17 protein-coding genes are annotated in these 19,198 nt (G+C 69.0%); 11 read left to right on the top strand and 6 right to left on the bottom strand.

Annotated features, from left to right (window positions below):
• Positions 1-402 precede the first annotated feature (402 nt).
• Together JIN95_RS13545 and JIN95_RS13540 are read left to right on the top strand one after the other, a co-directional pair.
• A complete protein-coding gene (locus JIN95_RS13545) occupies positions 403-2,334 on the top strand; it encodes an aldehyde ferredoxin oxidoreductase family protein (protein ID WP_095635763.1) in 1,932 nt (643 codons plus the stop codon).
• Between the two features lie 75 nt (positions 2,335-2,409).
• Positions 2,410-2,754 carry a hypothetical protein gene (locus tag JIN95_RS13540; RefSeq protein ID WP_095635764.1) on the top strand — a complete coding sequence of 115 codons (345 nt, stop codon included), beginning with the start codon at positions 2,410-2,412 and terminating at the stop codon, positions 2,752-2,754.
• 41 nt (positions 2,755-2,795) lie between these two features.
• Here the strand turns inward: JIN95_RS13540 and JIN95_RS13535 are convergent, their stop codons facing one another.
• Genes JIN95_RS13535 through JIN95_RS13525 form a run of 3 tightly spaced genes read right to left on the bottom strand, consistent with a single transcriptional unit; the run spans position 2,796 to position 6,106 of the window.
• Positions 2,796-4,160, bottom strand: coding sequence for a hypothetical protein (locus JIN95_RS13535; protein WP_200531817.1), 1,365 nt, complete (start codon positions 4,158-4,160; stop codon positions 2,796-2,798).
• Positions 4,157-4,945 (bottom strand): hypothetical protein, encoded by a 789-nt coding sequence (locus JIN95_RS13530; RefSeq protein ID WP_234699211.1) that lies wholly within the window; start codon positions 4,943-4,945, stop codon positions 4,157-4,159. The genes JIN95_RS13535 and JIN95_RS13530 overlap by 4 nt, the downstream gene beginning before the upstream one ends.
• 48 nt (positions 4,946-4,993) lie before the next feature.
• Complete coding sequence (locus JIN95_RS13525) at positions 4,994-6,106, bottom strand: aldo/keto reductase (RefSeq protein WP_200531816.1); 1,113 nt, start codon at positions 6,104-6,106, stop codon at positions 4,994-4,996.
• A 167-nt stretch (positions 6,107-6,273) separates the two neighbouring features.
• Here JIN95_RS13525 and dacZ point away from each other — a divergent pair, with 167 nt between their 5' ends.
• The 4 genes from dacZ (at position 6,274) to JIN95_RS13505 (ending at position 10,044) form a co-directional block, all read left to right on the top strand.
• Positions 6,274-7,083, top strand: a complete 810-nt coding sequence (dacZ, locus tag JIN95_RS13520) for a diadenylate cyclase DacZ (RefSeq protein WP_095635767.1) — start codon at positions 6,274-6,276, stop codon at positions 7,081-7,083.
• Between the two features lie 5 nt (positions 7,084-7,088).
• Positions 7,089-7,877, top strand: coding sequence for a mechanosensitive ion channel domain-containing protein (locus JIN95_RS13515; RefSeq protein WP_095635768.1), 789 nt, complete (start codon positions 7,089-7,091; stop codon positions 7,875-7,877).
• 73 nt (positions 7,878-7,950) lie between these two features.
• Positions 7,951-9,231 (top strand): PAS domain S-box protein, encoded by a 1,281-nt coding sequence (locus tag JIN95_RS13510; protein WP_200531815.1) that lies wholly within the window; start codon positions 7,951-7,953, stop codon positions 9,229-9,231.
• Between the two features lie 144 nt (positions 9,232-9,375).
• A complete protein-coding gene (locus tag JIN95_RS13505) occupies positions 9,376-10,044 on the top strand; it encodes a GNAT family N-acetyltransferase (RefSeq protein WP_095635770.1) in 669 nt (222 codons plus the stop codon).
• A gap of 110 nt (positions 10,045-10,154) precedes the next feature.
• On the opposite strand, the gene JIN95_RS13500 is transcribed toward JIN95_RS13505, so the two are convergent.
• Positions 10,155-10,472: a DNA-directed RNA polymerase subunit M gene (locus JIN95_RS13500; RefSeq protein WP_095635771.1), complete on the bottom strand. Its 318-nt coding sequence runs from the start codon at positions 10,470-10,472 to the stop codon at positions 10,155-10,157.
• A 261-nt stretch (positions 10,473-10,733) separates the two neighbouring features.
• Positions 10,734-11,012, bottom strand: coding sequence for a hypothetical protein (locus JIN95_RS13495; RefSeq protein ID WP_200531814.1), 279 nt, complete (start codon positions 11,010-11,012; stop codon positions 10,734-10,736).
• Positions 11,013-11,222: 210 nt separating this feature from the next.
• Between JIN95_RS13495 and JIN95_RS13490 the strand changes: the two genes are divergently transcribed.
• The 3 genes from JIN95_RS13490 to JIN95_RS13480 all read left to right on the top strand — a co-directional run bounded on the left by JIN95_RS13490 (position 11,223) and on the right by JIN95_RS13480 (position 15,777).
• Complete coding sequence (locus JIN95_RS13490) at positions 11,223-13,664, top strand: DEAD/DEAH box helicase (RefSeq protein ID WP_200531813.1); 2,442 nt, start codon at positions 11,223-11,225, stop codon at positions 13,662-13,664.
• A 70-nt stretch (positions 13,665-13,734) separates the two neighbouring features.
• Positions 13,735-14,181, top strand: coding sequence for a phosphate-starvation-inducible PsiE family protein (locus tag JIN95_RS13485; protein WP_095635774.1), 447 nt, complete (start codon positions 13,735-13,737; stop codon positions 14,179-14,181).
• 39 nt (positions 14,182-14,220) lie between these two features.
• Positions 14,221-15,777, top strand: coding sequence for a deoxyribodipyrimidine photo-lyase (locus JIN95_RS13480; protein ID WP_200531812.1), 1,557 nt, complete (start codon positions 14,221-14,223; stop codon positions 15,775-15,777).
• Between the two features lie 84 nt (positions 15,778-15,861).
• On the opposite strand, the gene mvaD is transcribed toward JIN95_RS13480, so the two are convergent.
• Complete coding sequence (gene mvaD, locus JIN95_RS13475) at positions 15,862-16,860, bottom strand: phosphomevalonate decarboxylase MvaD (RefSeq protein WP_200531811.1); 999 nt, start codon at positions 16,858-16,860, stop codon at positions 15,862-15,864.
• 619 nt (positions 16,861-17,479) lie between these two features.
• Between mvaD and JIN95_RS13470 the strand changes: the two genes are divergently transcribed.
• Together JIN95_RS13470 and JIN95_RS13465 are read left to right on the top strand one after the other, a co-directional pair.
• On the top strand, positions 17,480-18,202 hold the full coding sequence (locus tag JIN95_RS13470; protein ID WP_200531810.1) for a hypothetical protein: 723 nt from the start codon (positions 17,480-17,482) through the stop codon (positions 18,200-18,202).
• Positions 18,203-18,418: 216 nt separating this feature from the next.
• Positions 18,419-18,766 carry a 2Fe-2S iron-sulfur cluster-binding protein gene (locus JIN95_RS13465; RefSeq protein ID WP_200531809.1) on the top strand — a complete coding sequence of 116 codons (348 nt, stop codon included), beginning with the start codon at positions 18,419-18,421 and terminating at the stop codon, positions 18,764-18,766.
• Positions 18,767-19,198 lie beyond the last annotated feature (432 nt).

The raw sequence follows: 19,198 nt of genomic DNA, 5'->3' as shown, positions 1-19,198 counted from the left end.
TCCGCCCTCTCCCTGCGGCGGGGTCGGCGTCGCCGTCGGCGTCATCGGTCTCGTCGGCGTCGCTGGCGTCGTCGTCAGAGTCGCCGTCGCGTCCGCGGTCGGTCCGATTCACGCCCTCTCGTCCGCGGCCAGCGAAGTTAGCGGTCACGGACTGCCCCGATTCGGACGCCGTCGCCTCCCGGCGCGTCGTCCCTCCCGAAACCGCTCGGCAGTACGGCCCTCGTCTCGTCCGTGCGACACATGCGCAAGCGTCGTCATGTCGGCGATTTTCTCCGGATTCTTCGAGACCACCGTTTATATATCGCCCCGTCGACCGCGGGGGCTCCGACGTAACCGGTTCCCGTTTCGACCGGAGGTGAACAACTAACCCGCTACAGTCCGTCTATAATGAACGAGCATTACATGACTGAAATGGGCGGCTACAGAGACCGAGTTGCACAGGTCGATCTCGGGGACGGAGCGGTCGACTACCGGGGGATCGACGAGGAGGACGCGGAGAAGTACATCGGCGCGCGCGGGCTCGGCGTCAAGTACGTCTTCGACGCCGGCCCGGACGTCGACCCGCTGGGGCCGGACAACCGGCTCGCGATCATGACGGGTCCCCTCACGGGGACCCAGACCGTGATGAGCGGTCGGATCGCGTTCGTTACCAAGTCCCCGCTGACGGGGACGGTCACCGACTCGCACCACGGGGGCTGGTCCGGAGCGCGGCTCAAGTGGGCCGGGCTCGACGGCCTCCTGCTCGACGGCGCGAGCGACGAGCCCGTCTACCTGTTCGTCGAGGACGGCGACGTCGAGGTACGCGACGCCTCCCACCTCTGGGGGCAGGGCGTCCACGACACCATCGACCAGCTCGGCGAGGAGGTCGACGGGAAGGTCGGTCGGAACGTCTCCGTGATGGCGATCGGACAGGGCGGCGAGAACGAGGTGCGCTACGGCTGCGTCATCAACGAGGACGACCGCGCCTCGGGCCGCGGCGGCACGGGCGCCGTGATGGGCTCGAAGAACGTGAAGGCGGTCGTGGTGAAAAGCGGCACCGACATGCCGAAGCCGGCCGACCCCGAGACGTTCCAGGAGGGGTACCAGCAGGCGATGGAGGTCATCCGGGAGTCCGACGTGACCGCCCCCAACGAGGGCGGGCTCTCGATGTACGGCACCAACGTCCTGATGAACGCGACGGAGGAGATCGACGGCCTCCCGACGAAGAACGCGCGACACACCTCCACCGAGGCGTACAGCGAGGCCGACGGCGTCGACGTCCAGGCCGAGCGCGTCTCCGGCGAGAACGTCCGCGAGAACATCCTCGTCGACGAGCCGACCTGTCACTCCTGTCCGGTGGCGTGTAAGAAGGAGGTCGAGGTCGACGTGGTCCACAAGGGCGAGGACATGAACGTCCGCATGGAGTCGTACGAGTACGAGTCCGCGTGGGCGCTCGGCCCGAACTCCGGGCACGACGACCGCGACGAGATCGCGGTCATGCTCGACCGCTGTAACGACCTCGGCATCGACACCATCGAGTCCGGCAACATGATGGCGATGGCGATGGAGATGAGCGAGGAGGGCAAACTGGAGGGCGTCGGCCACCTCGACTGGGGCGACTCCGAGACGATGATCGACCTCATCGACGAGATCGGTCACCGCTCCTCGGACCTCGGCGACCTCCTCGCGGAGGGCCCCGAGCGCGTCGCCGACGCGAAGGACGCCCACGGCAACAAGCTCTCCGTCAAGGGCCAGACGATGGCGGCGTACGACCCGCGTTGCATGAAGGGCATGGGGATCGCGTACGCGACCTCCAACCGCGGCGCCTGCCACCTGCGCGGCTACACGCCGGCCGCCGAGATCCTCGGCATTCCGGAGAAGGTCGATCCGTACGAGTGGGAGGGGAAGGGCGAGCTCACCGTCACCTTCCAGAACCTGCACGCCGTCTCCGACTCCTTCGACATCTGCAAGTTCAGCGCGTTCGCGGAGGGGATCGAGGAGTACGTGCTCCAGTACAACGGCATGACCGGCCGCGACCTCACGGAGGACGAGCTGTTCGAGGCGGGCGAGCGCGTCTACAACCTCGAACGCTACTACAACAACCTCGCCGGCTTCGACGGCAGCGACGACACGCTGCCGAACCGGTTCATCGAGGGGCACCCGGACGCCATCCCCGGCACGGGCGCCAGCGAGGGCCAGCTCGTCGAGCTCGACCAGATGCTCGACGAGTACTACGAGACCCGCGACTGGGTCGACGGCGTCGTCCCCGACGAGAAGCTCGAGGCGCTCGGGATCGACATCGGGCCCGGGACCGGCGTCTCCGCCGGCGACTCCGCGGCGCCCGCCGACGACTGAGGGCAGTCGCGACCCCGCGACTCCCGCGGACGGCTCGCGTTTATTTTTAAGTGTCCCGCGCCGGTAGCGCCGCGTATGGTCCACAACCCGCTCTCTCCCTCCGAGGCCCTCCGAACGCCGGTCGGGGCGATGCTCGCCCTGTTCTCGCTACTCGTGATCGCCTACTCCCTCGTGATCGTCGGACAGGTCCTCCTCGGCGTGATGGTCGGCGTCGCGCTCCCCGTCGGCCTGTACGTCAGCTACCGGCTGTTCGCCGCGCTCGACTCAATCGCCGACGCGACGCAGCGGATCGCCGACGCCCGCGAACGCGAGGCCGAAGCGTCGGGCCGGCTCGGATCGGCGACGCGACGCGACTCCGCTCCGGGGCGCGACGGCGATGCATCGCGGTCGTCGGACCGGCTGTCGGAGCGCGAGCGGTAGGCGGCCCCGGCGTTCACCCCTTCCTCGCCGGTCCCCCTCGGCTACCCGCCGCGGGATTCGACCGCGTCGCCGACCGACGCCAGCACGGGGTCCGCCTCGTCGCCGACCAGTTCGATCCACCGGTACGCGGCGAACGCCTCGGCGACCCGGCGGGCCTCGGGACTGCTCGCTTCGAGCGCGTCGTCGGGCTCGGCGAACAGGGTGCGGAACCGTCCCCCGAGCCAGCGCGCCAGGGGGTTCGCGCTCGTCACGAGCCGGTCGACCGACCGGACCGCGTCCTCGCGAGCGTCCCCGACCGCGTCGGCGTCTTCCGGGAACAGCGTCTCCCCGTCCTCGATCAGTCCGGCGAGGTCGTCGAGCGCCCGCAGTCGGACGCCGGCGAGCGCAGTCCGCGTGAGCGCCGTCGCCGGGTGGTCCGGGGTGTAGTCGCCGACCGGGACCGGGTCGAACCGGAGGTCCTCGAAGGTCCGGTGGGTCACGCGAGAAAGGAGCGAGACGCTGGGCGCGTCGCGCGCGATCGGCCGGTCGTCGAGGAACGCGTCCATGCCGGGGCTTCCCCTGAGACCGATCGGGTCGTTCTCGTCCCCGTGCAGCTCCCGGAGCCGGTCGCCGATCGCGGCGCCGACCCGCTCCGCTGCCGCGCGAAGCGGGGCCCCGACCGCCCGCGGTTCCGAGAGCGACTCCCGGTACCGGTCGCGGAGGTGTCGCCCGGCTTCGATCTGCGACTGCACCCGTTCGACGTCGCCGACCGCCTCCCCGGTTCGAAGCGGGTCCGCGCCGTCCGCGACGCCCGTAGAGCCGACGAGGTCCCGGCGGCTCGCAACGTCGAGCCAGCGCTCGATCGGGCCGTACACGGCCGCGCCGGCGAGGGGCGACGACGCGGTCCCCGGGAGGTCGTCCCTCATCTCGCCGATCCGGTTCCGGACGGTCCCCACGCGCTCCGTCACCCCTCGCGGGTCGCCCTCGGTCGTCACGGCGCCCCACGTCCCGACTGCGGTCGCGGCGCGGCCCCGCGCGGTCGCGAAGCGCTCGGCCCGCGCGAGCGGCGTGAGCGACTCCCTCGGCGTCGGGACCGCGTCGCGGGCGTCGTCGCGCCCCGCCGCGATCTGCTCCCGGATCGCCCCGTTCGGAAGCCTCTCCGCCGTCAGCGGGTCGGGGATCGGGTCGAGCAGTCGGTCGACGCGGTCGGCGAACGCGGCCGAGGCCCCGGAGTCGATCGACACGGAGACGAGCCGCGGTCGGTCGGGGACGGGCGCCTCGACCGCCGCCGACGCCCCCGCCGTGTCGAGCGACGGCGGGTCGTCCCAGAACCCTCGGTCGCGCCCCCGGTCGCCGTCGAGACACCCGCCGAGCGCGAGCGCGCCGGCGGCGGACAGCGCCTCCCGGCGAGTGAGCCGCCGGGTCACGAGCGGTCACCTCCGGACTCCCCGGCGGTCGGTCCATCGCCTAAGTCCTCGTCGTCCGAGCCCCCGTCGTCCGGGCTCCCGTCGTCCGCGCTCCCGCCGAGCGCCGTGTCGTCTCCCGGGACGGTCGCGTTCGCGTCGATCCGGTCGTACTCCGTCTCGACGGCCCGACAGGGAGCGCGCCCGCTCGCTCCCGACCCGGTGAGCCGCGAGTCGAGCGCGGCCGGGAGCCTGAAGAGCAGTCCGACGGCGTCGCGCGCGCCGGCCTCGCAGGCCGCGTCGGGCGGCCGGAGCTCCCGGCAGTACTCGTACTCGACGCGACCCGGCCGCCACGAGACCGACCGGATCCGGAGCCGGTAACACGACTTGATGCCGGCGCGGGCGACGAACACCGTCTCCGTCTCGTAGTCGGTGTCGTCGAGGAACGACCGGACCCGCGAGCGGTCCGCCTCGTCGACGCCCGCGGCGACCGTCAGCTCGGCCGCCCGGTCGTCGGTCGTCACGATCTCGCGGGAGACCGGAGCGGGGTCGGTGTCGGCCTCGTCGCTCCCGCCGCCGGCTCCGTCATCCCCGTCACTCCCGTCACCACCGGCTGCCCGGTCGAGAACGGCCGCCTCGCCGCCGGGGTTTCTGACCGTCAACACGGTCGGGTCGTCGTCGCTGCCCGTGGTCGATCGGCTCGTCGAGGTCGCGCCGTCGCCGCCGGGCGGATCGGTGCGGAGACAGCCGCCGAGCGCGAGCGCGCCGAGCGACGCGCTCCGGAGGAGGGCTCGCCGCGTGGGGGACATGCCCCCGGCTTGGACCGGTCCCGACAAACGTCTTGTGGCCGGCCGACCTCACTCGAACACCGCGTCGAACGCCGACGCGCCGAGGGGATCGAACGTGCCGGCGGCGACGTTCTCGCGGAGGTGGTCGAGGTCGCTCGCGCCGACGAGCGACGAGGTGACGCCCGGCGCGCTCCGCGCGAAGTTGAGCGCGCGCTGGGCCGGGGTCTCGCCCGCGAGCGTCGCGTCGACGTCGGCCGGGATCGCCCCCTCGACGGCGAGTTCGCCCTGCCCGATGCTCGCGCTCGTCACCACGGAGAGCCCCGCTTCGTGAGCGAGTTCGAGCGTCGAGACCGGCTCCGCGTCGCTTTCTCCGCCCGGGAGCCGCTGATTCCGCCGCGTGAAGGCGTCGGCCATCGCGACGTTAAACGGGAGCTGTACCGCCTCGAACCCGTGGTCGTCGCCGGGGCCGACCGCCTCGCCGGCGGCCTCGGCCCGCGCGAGCACCTCGGCGAGCGAGAGGTAGCGCTCGTCGTCCTCCGGGACCCGGAACGCGTCCCACGTCGCGACGCCGTAGGCCCCGATGTCACCCGCGGCGCGCCGACGCTCCAGCAGCTCGAAGGCCGCCTCCAACTGGTCGTACACGTCCGATCGCGACCTGACCGCCAGCTGCGTCTCCGGGTTGTGGACGTAGTAGCAGTCGATCGCGTCGAGCCCGAGCCGCTCTATCGACCGGTCGAGGGACCACTCAAGGAAGTCGGCGGAGATGGCGTGCGCCCCGTTCGCGAGGTCGTCGGGCGCGACGATCCCGGGCTCGACGAATCGCTCGCGGACGTACGCGGCGGGGTCGTCGGGACGCTCGCCGTCGAACGGGAGGAATCCGCCCTTCGTGGCCACGACGATCGACTCGCGGTCGATCGGGGAGTCCCGGACCGCCTCGCCGACGACGCGCTCGGCGCGCCCGCACCGGTAGTTGACCGCGGTGTCGACGTGGTTCACGCCGGAGCGGAGCGCGAGGTCGATCGCGTTCCGGTACGCGTCGTCGACCGCGGGGGTCGGGTCGCCGAGGTACGTCCCGATCCCGACGCTGGAGACCACGCCCGGCCCGAACCGGCGGAAGTAGGTGCGACCGAAGGCGTCGCCGAACTCGTCGCGGTAGTCCCAGAGGGCCTCGCGGGTCGCCATGTTCGTCCGATCGGTTGCGCCGCGAGGTGAAAAGTCGCGCGGCACCGCGGCCCCTCGCCGTCGCCCTCGTGCTTTCCACCGCCTCGTTCGTCTCCAACGCCCGAGCGTCAGACGCACGCACGACGCCGACGCAACGACTATACGTCGTCCGGGAGTCCCTGCGAGTAATGGCCTCGCTCACCGACCACCTGTCCGATCTCGTCGAGGACGCCGACGCCGTGTTGCTGTTCTCGCCGACGAGCTCGTTCCACGACCGGTTCGAGGACGGCGACACGGAGATCGTCGTCGTCGCGCCGGACAACGACGTCGACGCCGAGGTGTTCGTCGAGCTCCCCCTCCCGTTCGACAACGTCAAAGACCGGATCCGGTTCGGGATCGAGGGCGCGATGGACGCCGAGCTCGTCTCGGAGGGCGACGAGGTGGTCTGTATCGCCTCGGTGTTCGACGGCGGGTCGGACGCGGTGGTCCGCGTCACCGTCGACGAGACGGTTCACACCGGGATCTACGACCTCTTCGTCAACTCCCGGGCCGAGCCGAGCGTGATCCGCGACGTGTTCGAGGTCGCGATCGAGCTCGGACAGAAGGGGCAGAAGGGGAAGCCGGTGGGCGCGCTGTTCGTCGTCGGCGACGCGGGCAAGGTGATGAACAAGTCCCGTCCGCTGTCGTACAACCCCTTCGAGAAGTCGCACGTCCACGTTGGCGACCCCATCGTCAATGTCATGCTCAAGGAGTTCTCGCGGCTCGACGGCGCGTTCGTCGTCTCCGACTCCGGGAAGATCGTCTCCGCGTACCGCTACCTCGAACCGGGAGCGGAGGGCGTCGACATCCCGAAGGGGCTCGGTGCGCGCCACATGGCCGGCGGGGCGATCACCCGCGACACGAACGCGACCGCGATCGTGCTCTCCGAGTCGGACGGGCTCGTGCGGGCGTTTAAGGCGGGAGAGCTCGTCCTGGAGATCGATCCGGAGGAGTACTAACCGCCATGTCCGCGGTACCGACACCGGTCTCCGAGTTCGTCGCGGCGGTCCCGGACCGGATCTGGCTCGCGCTGTTCGTGCTGCTGTTCGGGCTGCTGGCGGCGTACGTCGTCGGCGTGATCAACCGCCGGCTGCTGACCCGCGCGGGCGTTCCCGAGGTGATCGAGGGGACCGCCTTCGAGCGCACCGCCCGCGAGTTCGACACCTCGACGGTGCGAATCTTAGCGCAGCTGTCGAGCTACTTCATCCTCGCCGTCGCCGTCATCGTCGCCCTGACAGTCGCCGACGTGAACTACCTCGAACGGTTCTGGTCCGACGTCGCCGCGTTCCTGCCGCGGCTGTTCGTCGCGGTCGTCGTCCTCATCGTCGGGATCGTCGTCGGCGACAAGGCGGAGCTGCTCGTCGCCGAGCGGCTCCGCGGGATCAAGCTCCCCGAGCTCGGCGTGTTGCCGCCGCTCGTGAAGTACAGCGTCGTGTACGTCGCCGTCCTGATCGCGCTCGGGCAGGTCGGGGTCCAGACCATCGCGCTGGTCGTGCTGCTGGCGGCGTACGCGCTCGCGGTCGTGCTGTTCGCCGCGCTCGCGACGAAGGACCTCGTGGCCAGCGCCGCCGCCGGCGTCTTCCTCCTCCTGCGACAGCCGTACGGGATCGGCGACGAGGTGCGGGTCGCCGGGGAGCGCGGCATCGTCCAGGAGGTCGACCTGTTCGTCACCCGCATCGAGGCCGATGGCGAGGAGCACGTGGTGCCGAACCACTCCGTGTTCCGCGACGGGATCGTGTTGATTCGGGAGTGAGGACCGGTCCCGACGCCCCGCCGAAATCGAGTGCGGAACGCATATACTCGACCGTATTTTAGGCTGGCCTAAAATGAATCGGTACGAGGAGCAGATCGTCGGGGCCCTGTTCGACGTCGTCGACGCCGAGGAACACGGCGAGGCCAGACGGCTGTTGATGCGCGCGTACGAGTCGAACGCGACGGGCGACCGCGACGAGCTGATCGAGCGGCTCGTCTCGGAGCTGGTCGTCGTTCTCAACGAAGAGCTCACCCGCCGCGAAGGGGCCGACGTTCTCACCGACACGATCGGTTTCCTTCTCGATCGGTTCCTCTCGGTCGTGGAGGTCGCCCCCGTGGCGATCGTCGTCGTCGGCCCCGACGGGACCGTGCAACTGTGGAACGACGGCGCGGAACGGCTCTTCGGTTGGTCAGAGTCGGACGCGCTCGGACGCCGGTTCGTCTCTGGGGAGGCGGAGACGGAAGCGGAGGCGGAGGCGGAGGTGGACGGAGGTGCGGGGGTGGACGGAGGTGCGGAGGCGGCCGACCCGCTCGAGTCGTCCCTGCAGCGACTCAGAAACGGCGAGCGGTTGACCGGCGTCGAGGCGCGCCACCCGCACCGCGACGGGTCGCTGCTCGAGGTTCGGTTCTGGGCGGCTCCGCTTCGCGACCGCGACGGGGAGTTCACCGGAGCGACGTACGTCGCGACCGACATCGGCGAACGGAAACGGCGAGAGCAGCGGCTGACCGTTCTCAACCGGGTGTTGCGACACAACATCAGAAACGACGCGAACGTCATCGCGGGACACCTCGAAGCGATCGCCGCGAATCGCCCCGACGACGATCCGCACGTCGAGGCGATGGACCGACGCCTCTCGAGCATCGTCGATCTGAGCGAGGCCGCGCGACAGCTCGAGCGTCTGCAGGGCTCCGACGGAGAGGAGAGCCAGACGACGTACGACCTCTCGTCTCTGGTGGAGGGGCGAGCCGGCGATCTCCGCGCGACCCACCCGACCGCGGACGTCGCCGTCCGGTCCCCGGCCGACGCCGAAGCCGTGGCTCACGAGCTCTTTCCGTACGCGCTCGACAACGTCCTGGAGAACGCGATCGAACACAACGACTCGCCGTCGCCCCGCGTTCGCGTGACGGTCCGCGCGGACCGAGACGGCGCCTCCGTCACCGTCGCGGACGACGGCCCCGGACTCCCGCCCCACGAGCGCGAGGTGTTGACGAGGTCCGACGAGACGAAACTCACCCACAGCACCGGGATGGGACTCTGGTTGGTCCGGTGGATCGTTCGCGCCTCCGGCGGCGAGTTGCGGGCCGCGAAAAGCGACCTCGGCGGTACCGCGGTGACGGTGTCGCTCCGCGGGTGACCCTCGCGCCCCCGTTCCCACACTACGGGTGGCCCCGTTCCCTCGCTATAGGTGGGCCCCGTTCCCTCGCTATAGGTGGCCCCCGTTCCCACGCTATGGGAGCAGCTATCACGATATAACCCCGCGGAGCACCGACGGGCACGTATGAGCCACGACGCCACCGCCGCCTGCGACGGCTGGGACGGCAGCGAGTGCGAGGGGACGGTCCACTGTCCGCCGCGCTGTCCGCGCTTCGTGGACAAACAGGGGGCCCGGTGGACGATCCGCCCCGCGGTCGACGAGGACGCGCCGTACCTCGTCGAGATGTACGAGCGGTTCGGTCGGGCGGACCGCGCGCAGGGGCTTCCGCCGGTGAGCCGGAACCGGTGCGTCGACTGGGTCGAGTCGATGCTGGCGGAGGGGAGCAACGTCGTCGCCGAGCGAGACGGCGAGCTGTTCGGCCACGCCATGTACACGCCGAGCGACGCGGCGGTCCCCGAACTCGCCGTCTTCGTCCACCCCGCGATGCAGGGGCGGGGCGTGGGCACGGAGCTGTGTCGGCACGTGATCGCCGACGCCGCCGCGGGCGGTCGCGACGGGATCGTGCTCCACGTCGAGACGGGGAACCGCGTCGCCCGCAGCGTCTACCGGACGGTGGGGTTCGAGGTCGTCGAGCGCCGGGGGGACCTCCGGATGCGGCTCGACCTCGACGACCCGATCGCGACCGAGGTTCGCTGGCCGCCGCTCGCTCGCGAGGGGCCGACTGAGCCGCTTCCGCGGGAGCCGCTCCCGATCGAGGTCGGCGGGACGCGGGCCGCGGGCGCCGACGACTAGCCGAGCGGGGACGGAAGCAGCGCACGGCGGGTGCCTTCCGGCGTTCGCCTCCGGAGGAACGGAAGGGGAATCTGCGCGTATTTAAGGAATAAACGCCGGGAGACGCGCCGTCAGGAGTCCCGCCACTTGTGGCCGCACTCGACGCAGGTGAACAGCCGCACCTCGTAGGAACCGCCCGGCTTCGGCATCATCTCGGAGGTGGCCCGGTCGCCGTCGCAGTCGTCCGCCGGACAGGGCTCCCGCGTCGTCTCGGCGGCGTCCCCAGTCGCGTCGGCCACCGCGGGCGCCCCGTCGTCCCGCTGTCCCTCTCGGGTCGCCATCGACGCTTCCGCCTGCGAGTCCCGCGGCTCCTCGTTCTCGCAGGAGCGACAGACCCACGCGTCGCCCTCCGTGTGCATCATCGACCCGCACCCGTCGCAGAATTGCATCGTTGACGGATCTACGTGCGTGGTGGATAATAGGCTTTAAAATCCGGCTCCGCTCGGAGGCCAGCGAGCCGCCCCGAGCGATCCGACCGCTCTGCCAGGACTCTGAACCCGACTGCTTCCGACGAGAACGCGCTCGAAGCAGAGGCGCTATACGGGTGTACAGAGGCGCGGCGCTGTTGAAATCACCTTTCAGACACAGAATCAGGTGAAACAGCGGATCGGCGAGGGGTGCCTATTTACTGGCGGCTTTATACCAGATTGTTACTCTTCATTCATCAAATGACGAAGGTTCTGCTGAGTGTTCGAGTCCTCACTGAACTCGAAGTCGGTTGCCTCAGAAATCCTCCGCATCGCATCTCTTGTATGTCCTTCACAAATCTCGAGTTCTGCGATTGAATGGTTGCCGTCGCTTGCTTGTTTCTTAAATACTCGTCCACTGTCGTCCTCGAACTGGATTACAAAATAGTGGCCGCCTTTGTCGTCGCTGAATTCCTTGAACGAACTCAACTTCTCTATAAAATCGTTAGCGTCACTTGACATACAGAAATGTATCTACTCCAATAACTTAGTAGATACCATCCAACAATTGACCGCAACAGGGTCGGGCGATGTCTCTTTCTGAGGGTTTCGGCAGGGCTGGAGGTGCTCGACGGAGTCAGACGGCCCGCTCCGAGACGCGCGGATCTCCTCTCCGAACCCACCGCCCCGACCGCAACGATTAGGGACGGGCGACCCCACGATACCGTAGCCGTGGAGGACGCCATCGAGTGGCTGCGGAACCGACCGTTTTACGAGGGACAGATCGCGGAGCACCGCCGCCTGCCCGCCCGCGAGCCCGAATTCCGTGACGTCGACCTCGCGCCCCGGATGGCCGACGCGCTCGCGAAGGAGGGGATCGACCGCCTCTACCGCCACCAGGTCGAGGCGATCGAGGCGGTCCGCGACGGCGACGACGCCGTGCTCGCCACCGAGACCGCGAGCGGCAAGTCGCTGGCGTACACCGTGCCGGCCTTCGAGGCGGCGATGGACCACGGGGGGCGGACCCTCTATATCGGCCCCCAGAACGCGCTGATCGCTGACCAGGAGGAGAGCCTGAGCGACCTCGCTCACGGGCTCGGCTTCGGCAGCGGCGTCTCGGTCGAGTCGTACACCGGGCGGCTCTCGCGGAGCGAGAAACGGGAGGTGCGCGACCGCGAGCCGACCGTGCTGCTGTCGAACCCGGACATGCTCCACTACGCGCTGCTCCCGTACGCCGGGCGCCTGTGGGACTGGTTCTTCTCCTCGTTGGAGTACGTCGTCATCGACGAGGTCCACAGCTACCGCGGGGTGTTCGGCTCGCAGGTCGCCCTAACCTTACGCCGGCTCGCGCGGACCTGCGATCGGTTCGGGTCGAGCCCGCAGTTCGTCTGCTGTTCCGCGACGATCAACAACCCCGTCGAGCACGTCGCGACCGTCACCGGCCGCGACCCCGACGGGATCGCGCTCGTCGACGAGGACACGTCGGGGCGGGGACCGCGCGACTGGGTGCTGTGGAACCCGCCCGAGTACGACGACGACTGGCAGGAGCGCGGCAGCGGGCGCCGGAAGTCGAGCCACGCGGAGAGCAAGCGGCTCTTCGTCGACCTCGTGACGGCGGGCGCCCAGACCCTGGCGTTCACGCGCGCCAGACAGACCGCGGAGCAGTACGCGACCGACAGCGCGAGCGACCTCCGCGAGCGGGGCGAGCGCGACCTCGCGGGGAAGGTCGGCGCGTATCAGGCGGCGCTGACCGACGACCGGCGCCGCGAGATCGAGGCGGACCTCCACGCCGGCGACCTCCGGGGCGTCTGGTCGACGAGCGCCCTCGAACTCGGCGTCGACGTGGGCGGGCTCGACGCCGTGATCTTGGACGGCTACCCCGGCACGCGGATGTCGGCGCACCAGCGCGCGGGGCGGGCCGGCCGCGGCGACGACCCGGCCCTCGTGGTGATGGTCGGCGGCGAGGACCAGCTCGACCAGTACCTCATGCGCAACCCGAGCGACTTCTTCGAGGCGCCGCCGGAGGACGCGATCTGCGACCCGGAGAACCGGCAGCTGCTCCCGGGCCACGTCGCCTGCGCGGCCGACGAGAGCTGGCTCTCGCCCGACGACGAGCGGTTCTTCGGGGGGTCGTTCCCCGGCGTCGTCGCGGACCTGACCGACGAAGGCGTCCTGGACAGGCGGGAGGTCGCCGACGGGATCCGGTGGACCCACACCGGCTCGTCGAGCCCGCAGCAGTCGGTGAGCCTCCGGACCGCCGGCGACCGGGAGGTCGACCTGATCGACTCCTCGCGCAACGAGACGGTCGCCTCGCTCGGCTTCGGCGACGCGCTCCGGGACGCCCACCCCGGCGCGATCTACCACCAGCAGGGCCGGACCTACGAGGTGACGAATCTCGACCTCGACCGCGACGTGGCGGAGCTGCAGTCGTCGTGGGCCGACTACTACACCCAGCCGCTCACCGAGAAGGACATCGTCGTGAACGCGGACCTCGGCGAGCGCGAGCTGTCGGCCCGCCCGGACGTGCCGGTCCGGTTCGCCGACGTGACCGTCACGGAGCAGATTACGGGATTCGTCCGGAAGGACGCCAAGACGGGCGAGTCGCTCGGGGAGTCGACGCTGGACCTCCCCGAGACGACGCTGCGGACGAAGGCGCTGTACTTCCCGGTTCCGGGAGACGTCGAGTCGGAGATGCGGGCGCTCGGCGACTCCCTCGACGGCGGGTCCGCCGACGCCGACGGCGACGTGGAGGGAAATGCCGACGACGCGGGGGCGGCGACAGACGGCGGCGAGAGCGTCCCGGGCGGCGAGTACGCCTTCAACGGCGGTATCCACGCGGCCGAGCACGGGCTCATCTCGCTGTTTCCCTTCCACCTGCTCTGTGACCGCGCGGACGTGGGGGGTATCTCGACGCCGTACCACCCCCACACGGACGCGCCGGCGGTGTTCGTGTACGACGGCCACCCCGGGGGGGTCGGGCTCACGCGGCGCGGCCACGAGCGGATCGAGGAGCTGATGGCCCGCACGGCGCGGCTGATCGACTCCTGCGACTGCGAGGGCGGCTGTCCCGCGTGCGTCCAGTCGCCGCACTGCGGCAACGCCAACGAGCCGCTGGCGAAGGCGCCCGGGGTGCGGCTGCTGGAGGCGCTGACGGGCGGGAACGCGGATCGGTGAGGCGGATCGACGACCTCCCTGACCGCGTTCACCCAAAGCCACTTGCTCCCGCGCACTCACCGATCCGGCGATGGCGATCGATCTCGACGACGCGGCGGATCCCGCCGCCCGGGCGATGGAGTGGCTCGTGTTGGGGGCGGCGTACTTCCTGCTCATCCTGTTTCTCATCGGCGTCTTCGACCTGTTCATCTCGCTGTACCGGCTGCTCGTCACGGGCGATTTCACCGATCCCATCGAGGTGGTGGGACTGCTCGACAGCGTGCTGCTCCTGCTCATCATCGTCGAGGTCCACCGGACGCTCGTTGCATACGCCCGGGGCCAGCCCGTCCTGCGGATCGTCGTGAGCGCCGCGATCATCGCGGTCTCCCGGCGTGTGATCAGCTACCGGCTCGACGACTACGCCACGGGGGAGGAGGCGCTGCTCGCGGCGGTCGCAATCGGGGCGCTGGTGCTCTCGCTCACGGTCGGGTACTTCCTGCTCGACCGCGTGAGCGTGCCGGGTCGCCTCGAGCTGTGATCCCGGTGGTTTCACGGTCGTCGCACCCGTGGCGATCCCATGGAGCTGTTCTGGCACCGGCGGGACCTCAGAGTCGCCGACAACGTCGGGCTCGCGGCCGCGGCGGGGACCGAGGACGACGCCCGCGGGCCGGCCGCCCCCGTGTTCGTCTTCGACCCGGACGTGCTCGCCCACGCGAGCGACGTGCGAGTCCGGCGCCTGCTCGACGGGCTCGCGGCGCTGCGGGACGACTACCGCGACCGCGGCGGCGACATCCTCGTCGCCCGCGGCGACCCCGAGACCGTGCTTCCTGCGTTGGCCAACGCCCTCGACGCCGACCGCGTCGTCTGGAACCGCGACTACTCGGGGCTCGCACGCGAGCGCGACGCGGGCGTCCGCCGGGCCCTCAACGAGGCCGGGATCGAGCGCGAGGCCCACCACGACGCGGTCCTCCACGACCCGGACGCGATCCGGACCAACGCCGGCGACCCCTACTCGGTGTACACCTACTACTGGCGGAAGTGGACCGACCGCGAGACCGACCCGCTCGCGCCGACGCCGGAGGCGGACGACCTCGTCGGCGCGGACGCGTTGCGGGCGGCGGTCGGGGGCGGAGGCGGCGCCCTCGCCGACGGCGGCGTCGAACCGGAAACCGATAGCGCCGCGATCGATCGCGTCGCCGTCGGCGATCTACCCGCGCCCGCCGATCTTGGGTTCGCAGAGCCGGACGCCGAGCTCGGCCCCGCGGGCACCGACGCGGCCCGCGAGCGACTCGACGACTTCCTCTCGGAGGCGGTGTTCTCGTACGACGCCGAGCGCGACTACCCCGCGCGGGAGGCGACCTCCCGCCTGTCCGCCTTCCTGAAGTACGGCGAGATCGGGATCAGGGAGACGTACGAGGCGACCGAGGAGGCGATGGCCGCGGCTGAGGAAAAGGCCGGAAAGGGAGACGGGGACGACGACAACGACGACGAGGGACCCGCCGCCGCGGTCGAGGAGTACCAACAGCAGCTCGCGTGGCGGGAGTTCTACGCGCAGGTCCTCTTTCACAACCCCGAGGTCGTCACCGAGAACTACAAGGAGTACGAGGAGGGGATCGCGTGGCACGACGACCCCGAGGAGATTGCGGCGTGGAAGCGCGGCGAGACCGGCTACCCCATCGTCGACGCCGGGATGCGACAGCTCCGAGAGGAGGCGTTCATGCACAACCGGGTGCGGATGATCGTCGCCTCCTTCCTCACGAAGGACCTGCTCGCGGACTGGCGACACGGGTACGACCACTTCCGCGAGCGGCTGGTGGACCACGACACCGCCAACGACAACGGCGGGTGGCAGTGGGCGGCCTCGACGGGGACTGACGCCCAGCCCTACTTCCGCATCTTCAACCCGATGACGCAGGGCGAGCGCTACGACCCCGACGCGGAGTACATCACGGAGTACGTCCCCGAGCTCCGGGGGCTCGACGCCGACCTGATCCACGGGTGGCACGAGCTGTCGCCGACCCAGCGCGCGAACGCCGCGCCCGACTACCCCGCGCCGATCGTCGACCACTCGGAGCGGCGCGAGGAGGCGCTGGCGATGTACAAGCGGGCGCGCGGTGAGGACCCGGACGAATAGGTGGAATGGACGGAATGGACGGAATAGTCGGAATCGGCGGAATGGACGGAATAGGCAGAAGCCGGCGACGAACCGGCGGCTCGGTCAGAACAGCGCTTCGCTCTCGTCGAGCACCCGCGCCGGGCCGCCGACCTCCCACACGTCGGTGTCGATGCCGATCTCGGCGATCCGGCTCTCGACCTCGTCGACGTGGTCCGCGAGCGTGTTGACGTACACGGAGGCGCCGGTGTCGGTCGAGAAGTAGACGGGGACGCCCTCCTCGCGGAGCTCGCGGACCGCGTTGAACACCGCGATCGTCTCGGGCTGCCAGTACACCCACCCCGAGGGGCCGGTCATGGTGGTCGCAGTGAGCGAGAGGGAGTCGTGCTCGGCGGTCTCGAAGATCCGGTCGAAGTCGCCCGCGCGGAGGGCGTCGGTCATCTCGACGAGCTGGTCCTGGACGTGAGCGGTCCGCGCCTGCATCATGTGGCTCGCGGCGGCCTCGCGGTGGGCCTCCTCGGTCTCCTTGTACGCGGGGACGTGCGCGGCGACGATCCGGAGGTCCTCCTCGGGGTCGAACCCGTCGTCGCCCGTCCCCACGTCGAGGCGGTACGAGCGGCAGTCCTCGTCGTTGAGCCCGGCGTCGAGCCGGGAGTACGCGCCCGTCACCGCGCGGGCCGCGGAGGAGGAGCCGCGGCGGGCGACGGTGGAGACCTCGGGGAGCGACAGGTCGAGGCCGGCGGCCTCGGTGAGGGCGAGCGCGGCGGCCGCGAAGCCGGACGAGGAGGATCCGAACCCGATGTTCGACGGGAAGGAGTTCTCGCTCTCCAGCCGGACCGCCGCGTCGACGCCGGCCAGCTCGCGGACGTGATCGACGACCATGTCGATGCGCTCGGCCGCGCGCCCGTCGACCGCCTCGCCGCCGATGACGTAGGTGTCCTCGCTCGCGTCGGGCTGCCACTCGACGGTGGTGGTCGTCGCGGTCGGCGCGGTACAGAGGCTGATGCTGTCGTGGTACGGAAGCCGGAGCTGCTCGTCGCGCATCCCGTGGTACTTGACGAGCCCCTGGATCGGGTGGGCTCGCGCGGTGGCCTTCTCGGTCATACCTCGGGAAGCGTCCGGCGGGGGATTAGTCGTTGCGATGGGCGGGAGAGTCCGACTGACAGGTTACCCGATGTGGCGATCCGATTGTGAATGTGCTGCGGCCGGCCTCTGAGCGGCCGCTTATAAGTCGCTCTGAGTAGGGAGAGCGCGAAGGCCTCGCAATACATAAGTAACAGATAAGTATCCAACATTTGTACGAGATTTTATGGATTCATCGCGACGTCGACGATTCTTACAGGCCGGTGTAGGCGTCGGCGGTCTCGTACTCGCGGGATGTAGCCAATTACCGAGTGAGCTAACAGGTGAGCGTCAGGGAGAGCAACCGGGGGATACCGATACGGGGACATCCTCCTCAACGCCGGTCCCGGAGGACGCGTCGTTCTCGTTCGATTACTCCAGTGGATCGTTGACGATCCGACTCACCAGTGAGAGGCCGATCCCCGCGTCGAACCTCGTTATTCGAAGTTCCGAGGGGACGCAGGTACGATGGCACGAGCTCGGCTCGACAGCCGTTCCGGCCAGTGAGAGTGTCACGTCTGGGGACACGGCAACTATCGGTCCTTCAGTGTTGAACTGGCCGAACGCAGTTACACAGTCAGAGACGATTCGAGCCGTGTTTATGACCGACGGTGGGTCTCCGACAACACTCGCCATCTTCGACCCGTCAGCCGAGGACGCGGAGCCCACAGAGGATGACGCAGAATCGTCAGCGGAGGACACGTCTGAAGGTACCCCAGATTGGCCGATTGATATCTCCTTCCAAACGACCGGATTGGGTTACAGTGATGAATTCGTGTTCGCGAGTGAGAGAGGGGACACCCAACAGATACACAAGGTCGATCCCAGTTCGGAGACGACCGTTGACTCCTACGACAAACCGAGTGCCGCCGGAAACATCTCCGGAGTAACGGTTATCGATGAATACATTTGGATGGTCGACTGGCGGAACAGCGGTGCGTATCGAATACACAAAGAGACCGCGGACACCGAATACATGTTTGATGTCACCGATCCGTCCGGAATCGGATACGGTGACGGTTCGATTTGGATCTGCGAAATCGCTGGAAACTCAGTTATGGAGTATGACGAATACGGGAACCGACAGTCGGAGTTCTCCATATCCGAGCACACATTTACGCCGAAAGGGCTCGGGGTATATGACGGTGATATCTACGTCGGAGACGCAGACGGGAGCCGCTCCGGACCACACATCTACACGTTCAGTCAAGACGGTGAGCTGATAGAAAAGAGGAGAACGGATGACAGGAACACCGGGATTACCGGCAGCCCGTACGGTGTGATCTATCCTCATAAGGAGAACACTGAGTTGCATCTCCTCTGAGACAGCTCTCATCGAGTAACACGCACGGCTGTCGAGCAGCCGTTTCGGACGGGCATGTCGATATCCCGACATCCCGACATTTCGACAGAGAAACTCCGGTCGCGACGGGTCGACGCAAACCGCACCGATTTTCATCTCTCTCGTTCCCTTCCGTCCCCGCGACGGCGACGCGATCGAGGGGAACCCTTTTTGACGGGTCGGCGGGTACACCGCGCCATGACCGAGTACACCGTCGAGTTCGTCGGCACCGGCGAGACGATCGAGGTGGCCGACACGGAGACGATCCTCAGCTGCTGTATCGACGAGGGGATCGCTCAGGAGTACTCCTGCCGCGTCGGGATGTGTCTCGCCTGCTCCGCGGCGATCGTCGAGGGCGAGGTGACCCAGCCGGCGGCTCGCGGGCTCACCGACGAGGAGGCCGAGGAGTTCGCGCTTACCTGCATGGCGCGGCCGCAGTCCGACCTGAAGCTCGACCGCGGGAAGTACCCGCCGAGCATCGAGGACGACGCGGCGACCGAGGCGGGCGATTCGGATTCGGACGGGATCGCGGCCGACGACGACTGATACGCGGGAGGCGAGTGGCCCGTTTCTCATACGCGAACTGTGGCTCGTCGCGGATCGGTTGATCGCTTATAAGTGGTTGACCGCGGATCGACGGCAACCACCGCCAAAGCCCCAGCTTTTCGCTTATAAATCACTGACTACGGATCGATGGCGAAACCCTCCAAAGCCCCAGCTTTTCGCTTATAAATCACTGACTGCGGATCGACGACGAACTCCTCCAAAGCCCCAGCCGTGCTCGGCTCCCACAGCTCGCTGCGCTCCTCAGTCGCTCGTTTCACTCACTCCTTGCGGTGCTTGCGTCGCTGGGGTTCGCCGAGCACGGCTGCCCCTTTGAATCCCACCCGTCCCGCACCGCCCCGCGCCTCACGCCTCCCCAGCCTCGTCGGTCGCCCTCCGCGTTGCTCCGGGCGACCGACTCCCTCGCACGCGCTC

The organism is Halorubrum sp. LN27 (assembly GCF_016635065.1).
GTDB lineage: Archaea > Halobacteriota > Halobacteria > Halobacteriales > Haloferacaceae > Halorubrum > Halorubrum salipaludis.
Note: the sequence above shows the minus strand (reverse complement) of the source record. Positions and strands in the feature narration are given on the sequence as shown.

Bases quoted from the DNA above. Each gene is read 5' to 3' on its own strand.
- JIN95_RS13545 (WP_095635763.1), top strand. From the start codon at position 403: ATGACTGAAATGGGCGGCTACAGAGACCGAGTTGCACAGGTCGATCTC.
- JIN95_RS13540 (WP_095635764.1), top strand. From the start codon at position 2,410: ATGGTCCACAACCCGCTCTCTCCCTCCGAGGCCCTCCGAACGCCGGTC.
- JIN95_RS13530 (WP_234699211.1), bottom strand. From the start codon at position 4,945: ATGTCCCCCACGCGGCGAGCCCTCCTCCGGAGCGCGTCGCTCGGCGCG.
- JIN95_RS13525 (WP_200531816.1), bottom strand. From the start codon at position 6,106: ATGGCGACCCGCGAGGCCCTCTGGGACTACCGCGACGAGTTCGGCGAC.
- dacZ (WP_095635767.1), top strand. From the start codon at position 6,274: ATGGCCTCGCTCACCGACCACCTGTCCGATCTCGTCGAGGACGCCGAC.
- JIN95_RS13515 (WP_095635768.1), top strand. From the start codon at position 7,089: ATGTCCGCGGTACCGACACCGGTCTCCGAGTTCGTCGCGGCGGTCCCG.
- JIN95_RS13510 (WP_200531815.1), top strand. From the start codon at position 7,951: ATGAATCGGTACGAGGAGCAGATCGTCGGGGCCCTGTTCGACGTCGTC.
- JIN95_RS13505 (WP_095635770.1), top strand. From the start codon at position 9,376: ATGAGCCACGACGCCACCGCCGCCTGCGACGGCTGGGACGGCAGCGAG.
- JIN95_RS13500 (WP_095635771.1), bottom strand. From the start codon at position 10,472: ATGCAATTCTGCGACGGGTGCGGGTCGATGATGCACACGGAGGGCGAC.
- JIN95_RS13495 (WP_200531814.1), bottom strand. From the start codon at position 11,012: ATGTCAAGTGACGCTAACGATTTTATAGAGAAGTTGAGTTCGTTCAAG.
- JIN95_RS13485 (WP_095635774.1), top strand. From the start codon at position 13,735: ATGGCGATCGATCTCGACGACGCGGCGGATCCCGCCGCCCGGGCGATG.
- JIN95_RS13480 (WP_200531812.1), top strand. From the start codon at position 14,221: ATGGAGCTGTTCTGGCACCGGCGGGACCTCAGAGTCGCCGACAACGTC.
- mvaD (WP_200531811.1), bottom strand. From the start codon at position 16,860: ATGACCGAGAAGGCCACCGCGCGAGCCCACCCGATCCAGGGGCTCGTC.
- JIN95_RS13470 (WP_200531810.1), top strand. From the start codon at position 17,480: ATGACCGACGGTGGGTCTCCGACAACACTCGCCATCTTCGACCCGTCA.
- JIN95_RS13465 (WP_200531809.1), top strand. From the start codon at position 18,419: ATGACCGAGTACACCGTCGAGTTCGTCGGCACCGGCGAGACGATCGAG.